This window comes from Bacillus sp. 05T22 (assembly GCF_056396765.1).
In genome coordinates this window covers 1-19,174 of sequence record NZ_JBFTMC010000087.1, presented here as the reverse complement: position 1 = coordinate 19,174, position 19,174 = coordinate 1, and the positions used below count along the sequence as shown (strand labels likewise).

At 34.8% G+C, this 19,174-nt stretch carries 14 protein-coding genes, 1 pseudogene, 1 riboswitch and 1 other annotated feature; of the genes and pseudogenes, 11 read left to right on the top strand and 4 right to left on the bottom strand.

Going from position 1 to position 19,174, the window contains the following annotated elements; translation table 11 throughout:
• The 3 genes and pseudogenes from AC1DIT_RS20980 to AC1DIT_RS20970 all read left to right on the top strand — a co-directional run.
• On the top strand, positions 1-92 hold a 92-nt coding region (locus tag AC1DIT_RS20980; protein ID WP_139350028.1), incomplete at its 5' end, for an IS3 family transposase.
• A 159-nt stretch (positions 93-251) separates the two neighbouring features.
• Positions 252-539: pseudogene (locus AC1DIT_RS20975) on the top strand (LysE family transporter); the annotation flags it as partial.
• Positions 540-747: 208 nt separating this feature from the next.
• Positions 748-3,969, top strand: a complete 3,222-nt coding sequence (locus AC1DIT_RS20970) for a DEAD/DEAH box helicase (protein WP_476998382.1) — start codon at positions 748-750, stop codon at positions 3,967-3,969.
• A gap of 144 nt (positions 3,970-4,113) precedes the next feature.
• Here the strand turns inward: AC1DIT_RS20970 and AC1DIT_RS20965 are convergent, their stop codons facing one another.
• On the bottom strand, positions 4,114-4,251 hold the full coding sequence (locus tag AC1DIT_RS20965) for a DUF3934 family protein (protein ID WP_016114332.1): 138 nt from the start codon (positions 4,249-4,251) through the stop codon (positions 4,114-4,116).
• A 603-nt stretch (positions 4,252-4,854) separates the two neighbouring features.
• Positions 4,855-5,115 (top strand) — a binding site (T-box leader).
• Positions 5,116-5,185: 70 nt separating this feature from the next.
• Between AC1DIT_RS20965 and asnA the strand changes: the two genes are divergently transcribed.
• From asnA to cyoE, 6 genes are all read left to right on the top strand, one after another.
• Entirely contained in the window at positions 5,186-6,169 is a 984-nt protein-coding gene (gene asnA, locus AC1DIT_RS20960) for an aspartate--ammonia ligase (RefSeq protein WP_016114333.1), read from the top strand.
• A 516-nt stretch (positions 6,170-6,685) separates the two neighbouring features.
• Positions 6,686-8,701: a class I SAM-dependent methyltransferase gene (locus AC1DIT_RS20955; RefSeq protein WP_016114334.1), complete on the top strand. Its 2,016-nt coding sequence runs from the start codon at positions 6,686-6,688 to the stop codon at positions 8,699-8,701.
• Positions 8,702-9,306: 605 nt separating this feature from the next.
• Entirely contained in the window at positions 9,307-10,197 is an 891-nt protein-coding gene (locus tag AC1DIT_RS20950) for an ABC transporter ATP-binding protein (protein WP_016114335.1), read from the top strand.
• Positions 10,181-11,758, top strand: a complete 1,578-nt coding sequence (locus tag AC1DIT_RS20945; RefSeq protein WP_016114336.1) for a hypothetical protein — start codon at positions 10,181-10,183, stop codon at positions 11,756-11,758. Before AC1DIT_RS20950 ends, AC1DIT_RS20945 begins: the two co-directional genes overlap by 17 nt.
• A gap of 21 nt (positions 11,759-11,779) precedes the next feature.
• Positions 11,780-12,583, top strand: a complete 804-nt coding sequence (locus AC1DIT_RS20940) for a DUF4097 family beta strand repeat-containing protein (protein ID WP_016114337.1) — start codon at positions 11,780-11,782, stop codon at positions 12,581-12,583.
• A 275-nt stretch (positions 12,584-12,858) separates the two neighbouring features.
• Entirely contained in the window at positions 12,859-13,782 is a 924-nt protein-coding gene (gene cyoE / locus AC1DIT_RS20935; RefSeq protein ID WP_016114338.1) for a heme o synthase, read from the top strand.
• A 190-nt stretch (positions 13,783-13,972) separates the two neighbouring features.
• Here cyoE and AC1DIT_RS20930 read toward each other — a convergent pair whose 3' ends face one another.
• The 3 genes from AC1DIT_RS20930 to AC1DIT_RS20920 all read right to left on the bottom strand — a co-directional run bounded on the left by AC1DIT_RS20930 (position 13,973) and on the right by AC1DIT_RS20920 (position 17,155).
• The gene (locus tag AC1DIT_RS20930) at positions 13,973-15,064 is read right to left on the bottom strand and encodes a sensor histidine kinase (protein WP_016132712.1); all 1,092 of its coding nucleotides are present in this window, start codon (positions 15,062-15,064) and stop codon (positions 13,973-13,975) included.
• Entirely contained in the window at positions 15,061-15,780 is a 720-nt protein-coding gene (locus tag AC1DIT_RS20925; RefSeq protein ID WP_016114340.1) for a response regulator transcription factor, read from the bottom strand. The genes AC1DIT_RS20930 and AC1DIT_RS20925 overlap by 4 nt, the downstream gene beginning before the upstream one ends.
• A 145-nt stretch (positions 15,781-15,925) precedes the next feature.
• Positions 15,926-17,155, bottom strand: a complete 1,230-nt coding sequence (locus tag AC1DIT_RS20920) for an aspartate kinase (RefSeq protein ID WP_016114341.1) — start codon at positions 17,153-17,155, stop codon at positions 15,926-15,928.
• A gap of 232 nt (positions 17,156-17,387) precedes the next feature.
• A riboswitch (Lysine riboswitch) is annotated at positions 17,388-17,574 on the bottom strand.
• Positions 17,575-17,788: 214 nt separating this feature from the next.
• Here AC1DIT_RS20920 and AC1DIT_RS20915 point away from each other — a divergent pair.
• Positions 17,789-18,697, top strand: a complete 909-nt coding sequence (locus AC1DIT_RS20915) for a DoxX-like family protein (RefSeq protein WP_016114342.1) — start codon at positions 17,789-17,791, stop codon at positions 18,695-18,697.
• A gap of 4 nt (positions 18,698-18,701) precedes the next feature.
• The coding region (locus AC1DIT_RS20910) for a DUF4166 domain-containing protein (RefSeq protein WP_476998381.1) at positions 18,702-19,174 on the top strand (473 nt) is incomplete at its 3' end.

Genomic DNA, 19,174 nt, shown 5'->3' with positions numbered 1-19,174 from the left:
ACATGACGTATTACAATCATTATAGATATCAATGGAATTTAAAAAAGATGACTCCTGTTGAATACAGAAATCATCTTCTTGATGTTGCATAACTTTTTTTAAAAATGTCCTTTACAAAGGGTACAGATTACAAATGAGCGTCCTTTTTTCTATTATTAAAATTTTAAATATTCTCCATTTAATGGTAATGGAAGGGTGTAATTGAATATAAATTTGTTTTGGAGTACATATATAAGGATGTGAAATGAAAAATGATAAGCACTATTTTTAGTTACTTGTTGCTTGGAATTTCTCTCTCAGCACCTGTTGAACCAATCAATGTTGCTCAAATTAATAAAGGGATAAAGGATGGTTTTTTAAGTGCGTGGCTTGTTGGAGTAGGAGCAATGTCCGCAGATGTCATTATGATGCTCTTAATTTATTTTGGTGTTTCTGTCTATTTAACAACACCTGGTGCGAAGTTAATTATTTGGATATTTGGCTTTTTTACGCTACTATATCTTGGATATGAAGCAATTAAAGGGGTTGGGGAACTCATATAAGAAAAGGGATTGCGTTGTGAAGACGCAATCTATTTTGTGCTTCAAAAGTAATTGCTATTTTATATTCATGTGTATACATGTAAAATGTTGTATAAGAGTAGATACTTCATAGTAGATAGAAACATTAGAAAAACTTGTAGTCTAAAGGTTTTCTAATATAACGTCTAGAACGGTGAATTTTTATTTTTAGGGAAGGATCAAAATAATGAGTTTTACATTAAATAAAACAATAATTAAACAGTTATGTGGAGAAACCTCATATAAAAAAGGTGAGGCCTATTATAGGACAAACAAAGTTAATATTACTAATTATGATGTTAAGAGAAATATTTGCGAGGCGACAGTGAAAGGAAACGGAGATTTTTATGTCACGATAGAAACCGCTGATAATGATGAAATTATTGGGAAATGCAGTTGTCCTTCACTAGCTTCTTTTCATGCATATTGTCAACATATCGCAGCTACATTACTATATATAAATGATTTTCAACAAACCGGACAATCACTAGCATCTAATTCAAAAAAGGATCTCATGAATAGTTCGTCTAGGGATGTTCAATTAGCGAACGGGATGTTGAATTTGTTTGGTGAGAAGCCATTGCGGCCAAAAAGTAGACAGCATCGATTTGATACACGTAAGATACTTGATGTGGAATTCGTTTGTATTCCGGTTGCTTCAAGAAATGGGGGGGCTTTGTTTGGAATCCAGGTGAAGCTTGAGAAGCAATACCCTGTATATAAAATTAGGGATTTTCTTAGTAGAGTGGAACAAAGAGAGCCTTTCATATGTTCAAATAATTTTACTTACACGTCAGATGCTTATAGTTTTCAGCCAGAAACGGATGCTGTTATTCAGCAACTGATTCAAATTTACCGAAATGAAAAAATGTATGTAGAATCGTTGCAAATAAACGCTCAACAAGATGAAAGTATGATTTTAATTCCACCTGCGTCCTGGGATTATATGCTTTCACTGCTTTCCGCTACTTCATTTGTAACGGTTGAGCATGATGGGAAATCATTTCATGGTGTACATTTATCAAAAGGATTATTACCTATAAATTTTGAGTTCAATAAAGGTGTAAATGGGGGATATATACTTGAGATTAGTGGGTTACAACAAGTTCAAGTAATGGATACATATAGTTATGCTCTTTTTGGAGGGAAGCTATATCGTTTAAACGTGGAGGATTGTAATCGGCTTATTGAATTAAAGAGAATGATGAATCGTTCTAGAAGTAATCAATTTCATATTCCAACTGAGAAAATGGAACATTTCGTAGCGAAAGTAGTACCAGGTTTAATGAAGCTTGGTAACGTTCGGATTGATGAGGTTGTATCGGAACGCATTGAAAAAACACCTCTCAAAGCCAAATTGTTTTTAGATCGAGTCAAGGATCGGTTACTGGCAGGACTAGAATTCCAATATGGAAATGTTGTTATCAATCCGTTAGAAGAGGATGGACAACCTTCAGTTTTCAATCGGGAGGAGAAAAAAGAACAAGAAATTTTAGAAATTATGAATGAGAGTGCCTTCGCGAATACAGAAGGCGGTTATTTTATGCATAATGAGGAAGCGGAATATAATTTCTTATATCACGTTGTTCCGAAATTGAAAGGTTTACTGGAGATTTATGCGACTACAGCTATTAAGTTGCGCATTCATAGAGGAAACAGTGCACCTCTCATAAGGGTAAGGCGGAAAGAGCGAATTGATTGGTTATCATTCCGTTTTGATATAAAAGGAATTCCGGAAGCTGAGATTAAAGGTGTATTAGCAGCACTTGAGGAGAAACGTAAATATTATCGATTAGCGAACGGTTCCTTGCTATCCCTAGAGAGCGAGGAGTTTAATGAGATTAACCAGTTTATAAAGGAATCGGGTATTCGCAAAGAAATTCTAAAAGGAGAAGAAGTGAATGTACCGCTCGTGCGCAGTGTAAAATGGATGAGTTCACTTCAAGAAGGAAATGTTTTGAGTGTAGATCAATCTGTTCAAGAGTTGGTAGAAAACATTCAAAGCCCTAAAAATCTAAAGTTTACTGTACCAGATAGCTTAGATACAATCCTTAGAGAATATCAAAAAGATGGATTTGAATGGATGAAGACACTCGCATATTATCGTTTTGGTGGCATATTAGCAGATGATATGGGACTTGGTAAAACGCTGCAAAGCATTACTTTTATCGCTTCTATTTTGCCTGAAATTCGAGAGAAGAAGCTACCTGTATTAGTCGTATCGCCGTCTTCTTTAGTTTATAACTGGCTAAGTGAATTAAAGAAATTTGCTCCAGATATTCGAGCTATTATTGTGGATGGAAATCAAACAGAACGTCGAAATATTTTAAAAGATGCTACAAAGTTTGACGTTATTATTACGTCGTATCCTTTATTACGAAGAGATGTAAGGCAATATGCACAGCCATTCCATACGTTATTTCTTGATGAAGCACAAGCATTTAAAAATCATACGACGCAAACCGCAAAGGCAGTGAAAACGATTCAAGCAGAGTATCGTTTTGGATTGACCGGAACGCCTGTAGAAAATTCTTTAGAGGAACTTTGGTCTATTTTCTATGTAGTATTCCCAGAATTGTTACCAGGACGAAAAGAATTTGGGGACTTGAAGCGTGAAAATATTGCAAAGCGGGTGAAACCGTTCGTATTACGTCGTTTGAAAGAAGATGTGTTAAAAGAATTGCCAGAGAAAATTGAGCATTTACAGTCTTCAGAATTGCTTCCAGAGCAGAAAAAAATATATGCAGCTTATTTAGCAAAGTTGAGAGAAGAAACATTAAAGCATTTAAACAAAGATACATTGCGTAAAAACAAAATTAGAATTTTGGCTGGTTTGACGAGACTTYGGCAGATTTGTTGTCACCCAGGTTTGTTTGTCGATGACTATAGGGGGAGTTCAGCTAAATTTGAACAGCTTCTAGAAATTGTGGAGGAGTGCAGAAGTACAGGGAAGAGAATTCTTATATTTTCACAATTCACGAAGATGCTTTCCATTATTGGACGGGAGTTAAACCGTCAAGCTGTCCCGTATTTTTATTTAGATGGGAATACTCCGGCGTTTGAACGTGTAGAGTTATGTAATCGGTTTAACGAAGGAGAGGGAGATTTGTTCCTTATTTCTTTAAGGGCTGGTGGTACTGGTCTCAATTTAACAGGAGCGGATACCGTTATATTGTACGATTTATGGTGGAACCCTGCAGTCGAACAGCAAGCGGCAGACCGGGCGTATCGAATGGGGCAGAAGAACACTGTACAAGTTATCAAGTTAGTAGCACATGGCACGATTGAAGAAAAAATGCATGAGCTGCAGGAGAGCAAAAAGAATCTAATTGCCGAGATTATTGAACCCGGACAAGAAAAGTTGTCTTCGATCACTGAAGAAGAAATCAGGGATATTCTTATGATTTAACAGAATAAAAAAGCTATTCTTCCATAGATACGAAAGAATAGCTTTTTTCATTATGAACGTAATAATCACATTTTTCTTCGTTTAAAATAAGTGGATATTAATGCTAATTATCCTGCTTTGGATTACTTGTTTTTACGAGGGTTTTTAGTTATTTTTTGTACCTTTACTTTTATAAGGTTTAGCATTTTTCTTTTTCTTAGCACTAGATTGCCAGCGGTTCCAGCCTTTACTTCCCGTTCCTTGTCCTGTACCTTTCTTAGCTTTAGTTTTCGTTTTACTCATATAATCACTCCGTTATTATTATAGAAAATCTACTTTGATAGTAGTCAATGTCTTTGAAATATAATCTCGATCCATGACTATGTTTGTTCCTAACAGTTGCTGATCAGAACAAACAACTGAATGCTCTAGTATATCATAAAATGGGAAGTAATTTGATGCATTATGAAATCATTATCGAAATTTGTATAGATTTATTCGAATTGTAGAATGTTATTACATATGATAAAAATTATAAAGAAAATGAAATTTATGAGAAATACAATGGATTCTGTTTTTCGGACAATTACACTACTTGTCATATACATGATGGTTACGTTGAGTAAATTATTTTTTGGATTGAAGCCACAAAAGAAGCGATAAATTTTATCCCGCTATTCGTGAACGGTAAGATCCACACCTCAAAATTCAGCAAAAGCAAAGGAGATAGGTGGGGGATGAAGCCCCCACCGCTAATTAAAGTTTTACTTTATAAAGATGTTTTATTTACAACAATCAATAAAGCCGTAAAATAAAGAATTGAAAAATATTTTCAAACTTTTTGTTGACTTTCTTGTTTTTTTGTATAGAATAATCATTAATAAAATGTTTCAGAGATGTGACAACAAAACGACTGTGAAAGGACGAGTAGTAGTAGGATGTAGTCAAAGCGAGTCAGGGGTGGTGTGAGCCTGATACGAAGCCTGTTATGAAGAACCTCCTGGAGTCGCTAACCGAAATCCTTTAGAGGAAAGTAGACTTAGCCGGAAACTTCGCCGTTACAAGAAGAACAGTATCGAGATTTCTCTAATCTCCGTACTGAATAAGTGAGCAACCTCTGTTGCTAATTTGGGTGGTACCGCGGAACCAAAGCCTTTCGTCCCAGTTTTTTGGGAAAGAAGGGCTTTTTTTGTTGGCTTCTTTCCACTACATCCAAACATTTTAGGAGGAAACCAACATGTATCAATCATTAATGACAGTAAGAGAGACACAAATCGCAATTAAGGAAGTTAAAACATTTTTTGAGGATCAATTAGCAAAACGTCTTGGACTATTCCGCGTATCTGCACCATTATTCGTAACGAAAAAATCAGGTTTAAACGATCACCTAAACGGTGTAGAACGTCCAATTGAATTTGATATGCTTCATTCAGGAGAAGAATTAGAAATTGTTCATTCACTAGCGAAATGGAAACGATTTGCCTTGCACGAATATGGTTACGAAGCTGGTGAAGGTTTATATACAAACATGAATGCGATTCGCCGTGATGAGGAACTTGATGCAACACATTCAATTTATGTTGACCAATGGGATTGGGAGAAAATTGTTCAAAAAGAATGGCGTACAGTGGATTACTTGCAAAAAACAGTACAAACAATTTATGGAATATTCAAAGAATTGGAAGATCATTTGTTTGAAAAATATCCGTTCCTTGGCAAGTATTTACCAGAAGATATCGTATTTATCACATCCCAAGAGTTAGAAGATAAATACCCAGAGTTAACACCGAAAGATCGTGAGCATGCGATTGCGAAAGAGCACGGTGCAGTMTTTATTATCGGAATTGGCGATGCGCTTCGCTCTGGTGAAAAACATGATGGACGTGCAGCTGACTACGACGATTGGAAATTAAACGGAGACATCTTATTTTGGCATCCAGTATTGCAATCTTCATTTGAATTATCATCAATGGGAATACGCGTTGATAGTAAATCACTTGATAAACAGTTAACAAAGACAGGTGAAGATTTCAAACGTGATTATGATTTCCATAAAGGTATTTTAGAAGAAGTACTTCCACTTACAATTGGTGGTGGTATAGGACAATCAAGAATGTGCATGTACTTCTTACGTAAAGCGCATATCGGCGAAGTTCAATCTTCTGTATGGCCTGATGATTTACGTGAAGCCTGTAAGAAGGAAAACATTCATTTGTTTTAATGAAGAATGAATTGAATTGTTTTTTGAACGAGGATTGACGATTTATCCCGCATTAATGGGCAGTAAGACCCCCATCTCAAGATTCAGTGAGAAGTAAGGAAGAAACGTACCTGTAAAAGCCCGATTGATGAGGGCTAACCATCAGTGGGGGATGAAGAACCCCCCTGATGGAAGTTTCACTTTATAAATCTACAAAAAGAATGATTTAAATTAGCTTTACCTTTTCACTGGTTTTGAAGTGTGAAGCTCTTCAAAAAAACATCCGAAATATCAAAGGCTATCTTTTTCTGTTGAAGATAAAGCAGAAGAAAAGAGACACATGATATTTTTGGATGTTTTTTGCGTTTCGTAAATTGGAATACCGTACATTATCAAAAGAAATAACAGCTAATTGTATGATAGACTGAAATTTGAAACATGTATGTAGTAATTAGTCTATTAGGATACAGGTTACGCATTTGTTTTGTAGATGTCTCTGATAGAATGTGTATTGAATAACCAAAAGGAGAGAAGAGTATGTTACATAGTTTACATGCAATAGAAGAAGCACGAAATGGAAACATATATACGAGAGAAGCAAATATATGGTTAGGGTTTTTGTTGGAAGAATATGGGGTAGTAAGTATAGAAAGGAATTACCGAAGTGTATTAGAGTATGTGGAACGGACGCTAAGGCATTTAGAAAAAATGAATGTTTCATACGGTATTCGTGCTCGTGTAGAAACTGTATTATGCTGGAGTGAAGTATCGAAGTGTGGTTCTGTAACGCAGCGCAAGAAGTGGAAGGATTTAGGGGTATCGTTTTTAGCACATAACGAAGATTCAGCTTATATTTATAGACGCTATTTTCCATATGATGATGTAACGTTTACACTCATTCGTACACATGGATTAATAGGGCAAGTATTACGAGGAGAAGTATCCATGACTTCTCATGACGAACTGGTAAGATTATGGCAGCGAGGTGTGATTCAAAAAGATGAACTGCGTGAAGTGCTTCGTGTTTTAAATGAATGTATTATTACCGGGGTATCTGATAAGTTATGGATAAGAGTGAAGGGAGAGGTATATGAACGTATTGAACAAATACTTTGCGGAGAACTGATTGAATATAGTGTAAAGCAACGAATTCGGCGGTTACGTACGAATGCTTCACCTAACGATACATATTTTGTTCAAGAGTATGATTCAATTATGAATGATAGGTTAGAAGAAATGTTTACAGTTTTATTTGATTATGACCTTTGGTATGTAGAAGCAGCATTAACTCATTTTAGTTTCGAAGAATTCGTGAAAGTATTCGCATTAGCTTATCAACATATTACTCAAAAGAATGTAGATCATATCAGTTTCCAGCCTCTTATGGACGCATTGTATTATGAGAGAGAGGAAGAAAAATACTTAAATATTTATACGAAACGAGCAATTGAAAAAGTATTGCGAAGTGTATCAATAGTAGAATTGCTAAATATGAGTCGAATTCCTCAATCAGAAATGTATCCTGAATTAAAGGAAACTGAAAACGTATTAACAATTGGTTTTGGAACAAGTGAAGTTGGAAAGACGCTTATCGAATTTTGTTTAGCTTGTAAAAAAGAAAATAATGCTCATTATGAACAAGCTGTCATGATGTTATGTGAAATATTTGGTTTGCGCCGGGATGCGTTTGATCGATTGGAAAATGAAGAAGAATATCTTTCACATATGAATGGAAGTGTTGATGATAAAGTAGCAGTTCTTCCATATGTAGTAGGCGATACAATAGTAGAAATTGGCCCTGGCGGGGGCGCGATGATGAATAAATTTAAAGAGGTGTATCCAAATAAATCGGTTATCGGAGTAGATTTATCACGAAATGTAATTGAGAAGTTAACAAGTGATAAATACGAAAAAGGCTACAACTGGGAAGTTACACTAGGAGATGCTTTACATCTTGCAGATACATTCCATCCGGAAAGTATTTCTACAGTTCATTGTGGTTCAGTAAATCATGAGATTTTTTCTTACGGAGAAACAGATGGTAAGAAATTTAATGTTGCGACAATGGAACGTCTAGTGAAAAGTGTATTTCGGGTATTGACTCCTGGAGGACGTTGGATTATTCGTGATGGAGTAAAGACAGAAAGTAAAGAATGGTGTGAATTACATTTTCATGATGAAACCGCTATGCCTTTCTTAAAAAATTATCAACGTGATTTTCAAGGGCGACAAATTAAGGTGAATATATTAGATGTGGATCGAGTAAGAATGCCAGTTAATGATGCAATGGAATTTTTATATACGTATACGTGGGGAGAAGAAGCATATCCACATGAGGTGCAAGAGCAATTTGGTGTATTCACACTTCAAGAATATATTGACTTTGTAGAGAGTGTTGTAGGTTCAGAGAATGTAAAAGTAATCGAAGTTAAGCAGTATCTTTTAGAAGGTTATATAGAACATTTATCACCAAAAGTTACATTGTATGACGAGCACGGTAAACAAATCGCGTTGCCAAATAGTACATGTTTGATTGTGTTTGAGAAAATATAAATTTTTTTATGTTTGCATTTTACTGCACATGAATGGGCGGTAAGCTTCCTACTGATTAAAGTTTCACCTTATTATACATATGATCAATATGAGGAAAAGTATAAGGAGAATATGTATGTGGGAACAAATAGATCGAATCATAGGTTTTACATATATCTCAATAGGTATCATCACAGCATGTTATTAGATAATTGAAAAGAGTTTTGCGAAAGAAAAAATAGGAATGTTTTGGTTGTTAGTAGTCTTTTTTTTGCCTCCTATGTTTGGGTTTTTAAGAGTTACTGTCGAAGGGAATAAAGAGTAAAAAAGATTCCGAAACAGATTTGAATATAATCTGTTTCGGAATCTTTTTTTAGAACACGAATTAATCTTTGGAAATTTTTTCCTAGTTTATCTCGCATTAACTGGCAGTAAAAGTCCGATTGGTGCGGGCTGATATTCAATAAGGGATGAAGAAAACCTCTACTGATTAAAGTTGCACTGTATATTTTAAGCTGATTTTCTCTAGATTTTACTTAGATTTTACTTTCACCCCCTACAATGAAACTAAGAAAACGTAAGTGATAAAAATTTACACTTGTTTCATAAAGTGAGGAGGTAACGTGATGGAATTAATAATTGACCACGTAACAAAAAAATATGGTGAGAAAATAGCACTGAATGATTGTAGTTTACATTTAAAATCGGGAGTATTAGGACTTTTAGGACCGAACGGTGCGGGGAAGTCTACACTTATGCGTATGCTAGCAACAATTGAACAACCGACGGATGGTAGCGTGGTATGGGATGGGGAAAATATTCAAAAGAAACCGAAGTTGTTACGTTCGCAAATTGGATATTTACCACAAGACTTTGGCGTCTATCCAAATATGAACGCGGTCGAATTTTTAGAGTATATCGCAGCGATGAAAGGTTTATCAATGAGCTCTTCAAAAAAGCGAATTAATGAGCTGCTTGAAGCGCTGAACTTAACGAATGATCGAAAACGACTATTAGGTGGATACTCTGGTGGAATGCGGCAAAGAGTTGGAATTGCACAAGCGTTATTAAATGACCCGAAATTATTGATTGTAGATGAGCCGACAGTAGGATTGGATCCTGAAGAAAGAATTAGATTTAGAAATTTATTATCTAGTCTTTCTACGGATAGAATTGTTATTTTATCGACGCATATTGTAACGGATATTGAATCAATTGCGACAGATATTGCTTTATTATCAAAAGGAAATGTATTAGCTCATATGAAACCTGAACAACTATTAAAGCATGTAGAGGGAAAAGTATGGGAATGGGTTATACCAGCTTCTGAGTTACATCATGTTCAAAAGAAATATATAGTAAGTAGTGCAGTTCACCGGATTGATGGCATTCATGCGCGCATTGTTTCGGATAATGCACCTAGTACTAAGGCGCATATGATTGCAGCCTCACTTGAAGATGCTTATCTTTATTATGTTTCTTCGCTGGGAGGTGGGAAAATTGAACAATGTATATAATCTACTATATTTCATTAAAAAAAATTTAATTAGACAAATGAGAAGTTATCCATTTTTAATCGTAATTGGACTAACGGTTTTTTTGGGGTATGCATGTGTGCCAGCAACTTCTTCTGGCTATGAAGTATTTGAACTTGGCGGTGTGAGAGGAGTATATAATTCGAATTGGCTTGGTGGTATGGGAGCGATGATTTCTTCTTTATTTCTATGGTTGTTTGGTTTCTATATGTTAAGAAGCCAAATTTCAGATGATCAACGATTAGGAATAGGACAATTGATTGCTGCTTCACCTATAAGTGAATTTCAATATATTTTCAGTAAAACAATTTCTAATTTTGTTGTGTTAGTCGTCATTGAAATGGTATTTATGATTGCTTTTATCATTATGCAATTTATACGGGGGGAAGATTTTTCGTTTCAATTAGGTGGTTATGTATATCCACTGCTTTATATCGTGTTTCCTTCATTGGCGCTTTTAGCGGCATTGACTACCTTCTTTGATGTATTTCCTGGTTTAAAGGGCGTAGTTGGAAATATTGTTTTCTTTTTTTTGTGGGTTTTCTTGGGGATTATGGCGATGGAGCAACCAAATAATTATTGGGATGTCTTTGGTTTACATATAATTAGTTCTGACATGCTTCAGGATGCAGTGAGTAAGTTTGAATTTTTAAGCAGGGGTGAAGAAAATCGAAGTTTTGGCTATTATCCAATAGAGGGGCAGATGCAAACATTTCAATGGGATGGAGTGCATTGGACCAGTGAAATATTGATAACGCGTTTTATTTGGTTGGGGATTACATTGGTACTCATTTTGCTTACTTCACTTGTATTTCACAGATTTAGTATGCCTAGTAAAGGGAAAAAGAAGATAACTGAGTTAAGACAAGGGAACGAATTAATTGCTATGAGTGAACATAGTAATAATTTATTTACATTGACTTCTATAACGAGAACAAAGGGTGTTAGCATGTTGCGTTTAGTAAAAGCTGAGTTATCTATTATGTTAAAAGGCTTTTCGATTTGGTGGTATGTAATTGCAATTGGACTGATCGCATTTGGGTTGATATGTCCAGTAAATATAGCAAGAGAGTGGCTATCTATCATTATGATTTGGCCAATTGCAATTTGGTCACAGATGATGACGAGAGAAAAATACTATGGTACGGATCAAATTGTTATTTCGAGTTGTTCCCCATTGTATAAGTTTTTTGCAGCATGGATTTCAGGTGTTATCGTGGGCCTCATTATCTCCAGTGGTCTTATCATTCAATTTATATTAATTGAAGATATTTCATTCTTGTTTTCTTGGCTTAGCGGTATAGTATTCATTCCAACGCTAGCGTTAGTATTTGGAGTGTGGAGCCGAACGCATAAATTGTTTGAAGTCGTGTATATACTTTTATGGTATTTAGGGCCAGTGAATCATCTTCCATATGTAGACTTCTTAGGAATATCAACATCATACGCTATTTTGTATATGGGGTTATCTATCTTATTGCTAAGTATTGCATTAATTGGACAGTTGCAGCAAATGGGAAGGCTACGGCTAATATTCAAGTAAGTAGTCAAGAGGGGTGATGTAATGAAGGGTATCAAAGAGAAAATATATTTATTTTCATCTATAAGTCTAATGACTTTAAGTCTAGTAGCTTGTGGTACAAAAGAGAGTGAAGCGCCAGTCTCCAAACAGTTCGCCGTGAAAAATATAAATGAGATTGATATAAAAACAGTAGGAGAAAATATTAAACTTCATTCTACAACAGAAAAAGATATTAAAGTTGATACAGGAGAAGTGAAAGATGCAAAGGTAAAAGAAGATGGGGAGAAATTAGAGATTATCACGGAGAATTCGACGTCTATTGTGAATTTGAAAACAGCTACTGTACATGTATATCTTCCTGAAAAAACATATAAAAAAATAGATGTTAAAACAGAATCAGGTGAGGTAATAAGTGAAAATATAGCAGCTGAACAATTGAATTTGTATAGCGATTCAAGTGATATGACAATAAAAGAGTATAAAGGAAACAATATAAAAGGAGTTTCCAAATCAGGAGGGATTACGTTACAGGGAGTGGAAGGAAGCTTCGATATTCAAAACGACACGGGAGAGGTGAATGTATCCGCTGTTTCAAATCTAAAAAATGAAAGTAAAATAAAAACCGAATCATCTCATATAAATATAAACTTTAAGAGAGAGCCAAAAAATCTAGAGGTTGACTTGTCAACGCGTGCGGGTCAAATAAAAAATGAATTTTCACTTTCAACTGGTGAAAAAGGAAACAATCATAAAGTAAAAGGTCGTATAGGAACTGGAAAAGAGAATGATACAAAGCTAACGGTGCAGTCTATGACAGGAACGATTGAGTTAAAACGTAATGAGTAATGAGAGTGTGAAACAGCTTTAAAAAATAAAGTTCGATTATGAAAGATACATTCTGAATGGATACTCTCGCTCTACTTAGAATATGTTTGTACAGTATAAATCTCTTTATAGGTGTGTTTATTTAAGCTTTTTAAATTATTCTAGACTGCTCTTCATCAGTGCACTGTATACTCTCTTTTTCTTGACATGAATATCATATAGTATTAATATACCGGGGAGTATATTAATACTATATACATGGTAAAAACGTCTAATGAAAAGGAGTACAGGGTGTCATGCGAAGGAAAAAAGAATTAACAAATTCGAATTCGAAACGACAGTTATCGAACATTTTAGCCCAAACGGTTAAAACCGGAATTATTAAATCGAATTTGGTCCCAATGTTTGCTGGGTTAACATTGGCTTTATATAAATATAAGATTAGCCCGTTTGAGAAAATTCCAGAGATTATATTTGCTTTCATCGGTTCTATTTTAATCATAGGTGCAGCAGGGGCTTTTAATAATCTGTATGATCGTGATATTGATTCGATTATGGAGAGAACAAAAAATAGACCAACTGTAACCGGAGAAATAAGCTCTAAGGCTGTATTATGGCTTGGAATATTGATGACAATCTCCGGATTAGTATTTCTTGCACTAACCACATATTTAGCAGCCTTATTAGGGTTTTTAGGCTTATTTTTGTATGTTGTACCGTATACAATGTGGAGTAAGAGAAGAACAATTTACAACACAGAAATTGGAAGTATTTCAGGAGCAATGCCACCACTCATTGGCTGGGCTGCTATTTATCCGGATATAATGCATCCGGCTATTATTGGGCTTTTTATCATAATGGTTATTTGGCAAATGCCTCATTTCTACGCTATAGCTATTCGTAAACATGATGAGTATAAGGCTGCAAAGGTTCCGATGCTTCCAGTAGTCAAAGGTGTTAAAAGAACATATATACAAACGAATATCTATTTAATTGTTTTAATTGGAATAAGTGTTCTTTTAGGAACTTTAAGCATTGGTCTTATGTTAGTAGCGCTTCTTTTAAGTATTTTATGGCTTGTTTTAAGCATTTATGGTTATAAAAAGATGGATTCAGAGAAATGGGCAAAATCATTGTTTATTTTTTCTCTTTTCCATATGACGATTTTATTTTCAACGATCATTATCTATTCCCTTATAGGTGTCTTTTTTGGAAGATGAATATAGGTAAGGAATGAAAAGTTTTAGAACGATTTAATTTGTAAAGAATAAGAAAAAACCAATTTCTCGTGTATTAGAATGAGAGATTGGTTTTTTAGCGTGTGAATAAATTTCACTTACGTTTGTGCTACTAAATTGAACGAAAGTAATCGTCACTTTAATAAAACTATATTTTTTTCGATAATAAGTACTATAGAGTTGGAAGTGTAATATGAATCGTTGTGCCTTTCTCTATTTCACTGTCTACATGAATGCTCCCGCCGTGTGCTGTTATAATTTTTTGAGCGATCGCCATTCCTAGGCCGGTGCCTTCACTTGAAACATTTGTAGTCGTCCCTCGGTAATATTGTTTAAATAAATTTTGCACCGTTACTTCATCCATACCGGCGCCAGTATCTTCTATTGTAATATGTACAGTATCCTTTAATAGAATGGATGTATGGATCTTTGTTTCTACAGGGTTATGTAAGACGGCGTTCATAAATAAATTTTGCAAAGAGCGATGTAGTAATTTTGTATCAATAGGAATAATAATGTTTGTTTTGTCTGCGTGAAAGCTAAAATGATAGTGTTCAGATCGTGGATCATTTGTCATATCAGCTATCATTCTTCTTGTAAATTCAATGATATTTATTTCTTCTTTTTTTAGCGGGATTTGTGAATCATGAAGGCGGAACGAGAGGTTTAAGTCTTCAATTAACGCCTTCATATGGTCCCCTTTTTGTTGAATCTCTTGCAGAAACTTCTCTTTTTCTTCCTCACTCCATTCATGATCGGGTGATAACATAAGTGCACTGTACCCTGTAATATAAGTGAGAGGTGTCTTTAAATCATGAGAGATTCCTGCCATCCATTCGCGTTTCATTTTCTCAAGTTGTTCTCGTTCATTCTCTATTTCTCGTAATCTATTTGTTAAATGTTCTATATTTAGAAAGACGTCTTTATATAAGCGATAAGGGCCTTTTAATTTTCCAGTTTTTTTATTGTACATTTGTTTCGTACTTTCTGGAGTTACATAAGAGCCTTCTGCTAGATGGTTAATCCATGAAATTATTCGAAATAAAGGTTTCCCGATATGCCACCCATATATAATAGCACCTAAAATAAGAGTACATATAAATAGACTAAAAACGATAAGAGCTTCTGTGTCCTTGTTATCCTTATTTATTCCAATAAGAGGTAGTATGCCTTCCATGAAGATTGCCATGAAAATACCCATAAAAAAAGTACCGATACATAAACTACGAATAAAATGAAAGCCTAGTCGAAAACCAATTTTCATTTTTTTTGCTCCTTAGTATGCGGGATAAATTTATAGCCAATTCCTCTCAAATTAACAATGTATGTGGGGGATTTAGGATCTTCTTCTATTTTTTTACGTAATTTAGAAATATGTATTACTACTGTTTTATCATCACCCATGGAAGTCAGTCCCCATACTTGTTCGTACAATTGTTCAGCAGTAAAAATTCGATTTGGATGTGTGCATAAGAAAGTAAGTAATTCTAGTTCTTTAGCAGTGCAATGTACAGATTCTCCGTTTACTGTTATCAGTCCCTCGCTTGGATATAGAGAAAAGGATTCAAAATGTAAGTTTGAATGTTCTGCTTGGCGGTTATTTAGCAGCATACTTTGTCTACGTAATTGGACATTAATTCGGGCAGCGACTTCTAAAGGATTAAATGGTTTCGTTATATAATCATCTCCGCCAATTCCTAAGCCTGTTAATTTATCTAAATCGCTAGAGCGCGCTGTCACAAATAGAATGGGGGTATTTGTATAGTTACGTATTTGTCTACATAATTCGAAGCCGTCTATATCTGGTAGCATAACATCGAGTAAGATAATATCGAATGGATGATTTTTAACTAAGTTTAACGTCTCACTTCCGTTTAGAGCGGTTGTTATATGCGTGAAGTTTTCTTTTTTTAGCGTAAGTACTAACATATCTAATATGCCTTGTTCATCATCTACTAAAAGGATTTTTTCTGTTCTCATTATAAATCCACCTTTACATGTTTTTCGAATCTGTTAGAAAGACTTTTGGAAAATATTTCACATGTAATAGTGTAACATAATACTATTTTGCTAGATAAAAAATAACAACAAAGAACTATTCTTTGTTGTTATTTTGATAATCAAATTAATTCATTTGTACTAATGGTTCAATTTTAGCCATAAATGCTTGATGGAGTGCCTCTACACCATCGACTAAGTGTAGACGATCAATAACAACAGATATTTTAATTTCAGATGTACTTACCATTTTAATATGGATATTTTCGTCTTTTAATGTAGAGAACATGTCAGCGGCAACACCTGGATTGGATACCATGCCAGATCCAACAATAGACACTTTAGCTAGATGATTTTCATATTCTACAGATTCATAGTGAAGTGCTTCTTGATTTTGTTCTAATACTTCTAATGTTTCTCTTAAGTCACCCGAATGAATAGAGAAGGATAGATGTACAGTACCTTCATTTGTAATACTTTGAATAATAATATCAACGTTAATGTGAGCGGTAGCCAACGTAGAGAAAACAGTTGAAAGTACTCCTTGTTCTAATCCTTTAATTGTTACGCGTGTAATATTATCTTCAAATGCAATACCTTTTACGATTGATTGTTGTTCCATGTTACATTCTCCCCTTACAATTGTTCCGTTTTCTTGTTCCATACTTGAACGAACTTCTAAAACTACGTTATGATTTTTCGCGAATTCAACAGCACGTGGATGCAGTACACCAGCACCAAGATTTGCGAGCTCTAACATTTCATCATAAGAAATTTCATTGAGTTTATAGGCACTGTTTACAACGCGTGGGTCAGTCGTGTAGACACCTGTTACGTCTGTGTAAATATCACATTTTTTCGCTTTTAGTGCAGCAGCTAATGCAACAGCAGTTGTATCAGAACCACCGCGGCCAAGTGTGGTAATTTCGTTTTCTTCACTTAATCCTTGGAAACCAGCAACAATTACAATCGTACCTTCTTGTAAATGTGATTGAATGCGTTCTGTATGAATATCAGTAATCCGTGCGCTACTATGTACGGACTCTGTCGTAATGCCAGCTTGCCAACCAGTTAGTGAAATGGCATTATACCCTTTTGTCTGTAATGCCATTGTTAATAGTGAAATGGTTACTTGTTCGCCAGTTGTTAGAAGCATGTCCATTTCGCGTTTACTTGGATTTTCTGTAATAGCGGTAGCGAGTGCAACGAGTTCATCCGTACTTTTTCCCATTGCAGAAACAACAGAAACAACGCTATGACCTTGCCCGTATTCCTCAATAATTAAATCTGCTACATGTTGAATGCGCTGGATACTTCCGACAGAAGTACCACCGAATTTTTGAACAATCGTTTCCATTACAAATTCCTTCTTTCGTCCGTTTTTATTTATAAATTAGGAAAGGTATAAAAAACATATAAGAGAGAAATGTATAAATCCCCCAGTATTCCTGTAGTTACCGGAAAGAAAAACAAAAAACACCATCTCAAATAGGTGAGGATGGTGCTGTTACAGGAAAAGGGAAACAGAAAAAGGAGCTAATAAAAAAACCGCCAAAAAAGGAATACCATATAAAACATGATATCTCTTTTTTGTAGATAGCTCTTCATATATACACGTCTGTACATATGACAGTTCTGTTTCTATTCGAAAACAGCCCCAATTAATAAATGCAGAGAAATTTATTAATTTCGGCAACACTTCCTTTTTTCTAAATTCATCGACATCTCTGTGTCTCCTTTAGAATACTTATAAGCGTTGCAACCTCTATCTCACGTTTTGGGCGAGAGTGTTTGGTTTATGAAGTTGTTTGGTAACATTTGTTTTATAATAATTAAAATATTTTAGGAAATCAAGTGCTTTATTAATATTTTGAAAATTGAATCTTTTTTTAGAGAGAATTTAATAAAAGAATTATCTGAAAAATATAGCGGGAACCATTTTTTACATATACATTAGTGATATAGATATAGAGTGATTGGAGGATAGTGGATGAAGAAGCAGAAACCGATTTATGTTCAAACAGAAATGGAAACATCGATGGATGAACTCTGGAAGTATACACAAGATCCAATGTTACATACAGAGTGGGATGCTCGGTTTACCGAAATATCATATTTAGAGAAACAAGATGATGAACCACAACGTTTTTTATACAAAACGAAAATCGGTTTCGGGCTTGAAATAGTTGGTGAAGGGGAATCGGTAGGGGAATTCCAAAAGGAAACAGGAGAAAGAATATCTTCGTTAAAATTTTGGACAGACAATAGACTTTCATTGATACAAATAGGAAGAGGTTATTGGAAATATACACCGAATGGAGAAAAGATTTGCTTTGAAACGCAGTATGATTATGAGACGAGATTTGGTGGTGTAGGGAGAATTATAGATTCATATGTATTTCGGCCGCTATTAGGATGGGCGACAGCATGGAGCTTTGATGCTTTAAAATTATGGTTAGAAAAAGGGTTGCATCCTCGCTTGTTAATAAGAAAATCGATTACGTATTGGCTTATTTGTTTTTTACTTTCTTTTGTATGGATGTATCAAGGGCTTATGCCAAAAGTATTATTTAATCACCCAGAAGAGGTACAGATGCTTTCTGTATTTATTGGTTTAAACAAAAATAGCATTCTTGCTCTTAAAATAATTGGCTTTTTAGAAATAGGATTCGGGATCATGTGGTTGCTGCCGTTTCAAAAACAGAAGTTATTGCTGCTGCACATTATTATTTTAATTGGTTTAACCATAGTAGCAGGATTCACAAATATTTTGAGTTTTATCCAACCATTTAACCCCATTTCCTTAAATTTTATATTAATTGGATTATCAATTATTGGGTATATGAACAGTAGTGATTTACCAAGAGCGAAAAATTGTAAGAGAAAAAGAAGGGGGTAAATGCGTGGCTAGCATCTATGAACTATTATTAGGAGAATCTTATCAGCAGCTACATCCAAAATTACAAAAACGTTATGCAATTACGGAAAACAATAGTTTTATGGGTGAAGGGAAAATGGATGAAATTGATGAGGGATCGTTCCTTGTCAAAATGCTTTTAAGAGTTGCATCTAAGTTTCACATGTTCTTTTCAGAAAGAGGAAAAGAAGTACCGTTTACAATACATAATATTGCTGAAGAGGATGCGAAAGGAAATGTTTTTGTAAGGTGGAATCGGATGTTTCGGTTTGATAACAAAAAACGTTATTTCAATGCCGTTATGTACCTGAATACAAAACAGAATGAAATTATTGATTACTTTGGTGAACCGCATTTGCTCGTATCAACACTTGCGTTTTATGTTGATGAAGAAGGAGCAATGCATATCTCATCAAAAAAACAATGGTTTTACATACTTGGGAAGAAAATATCACTCAC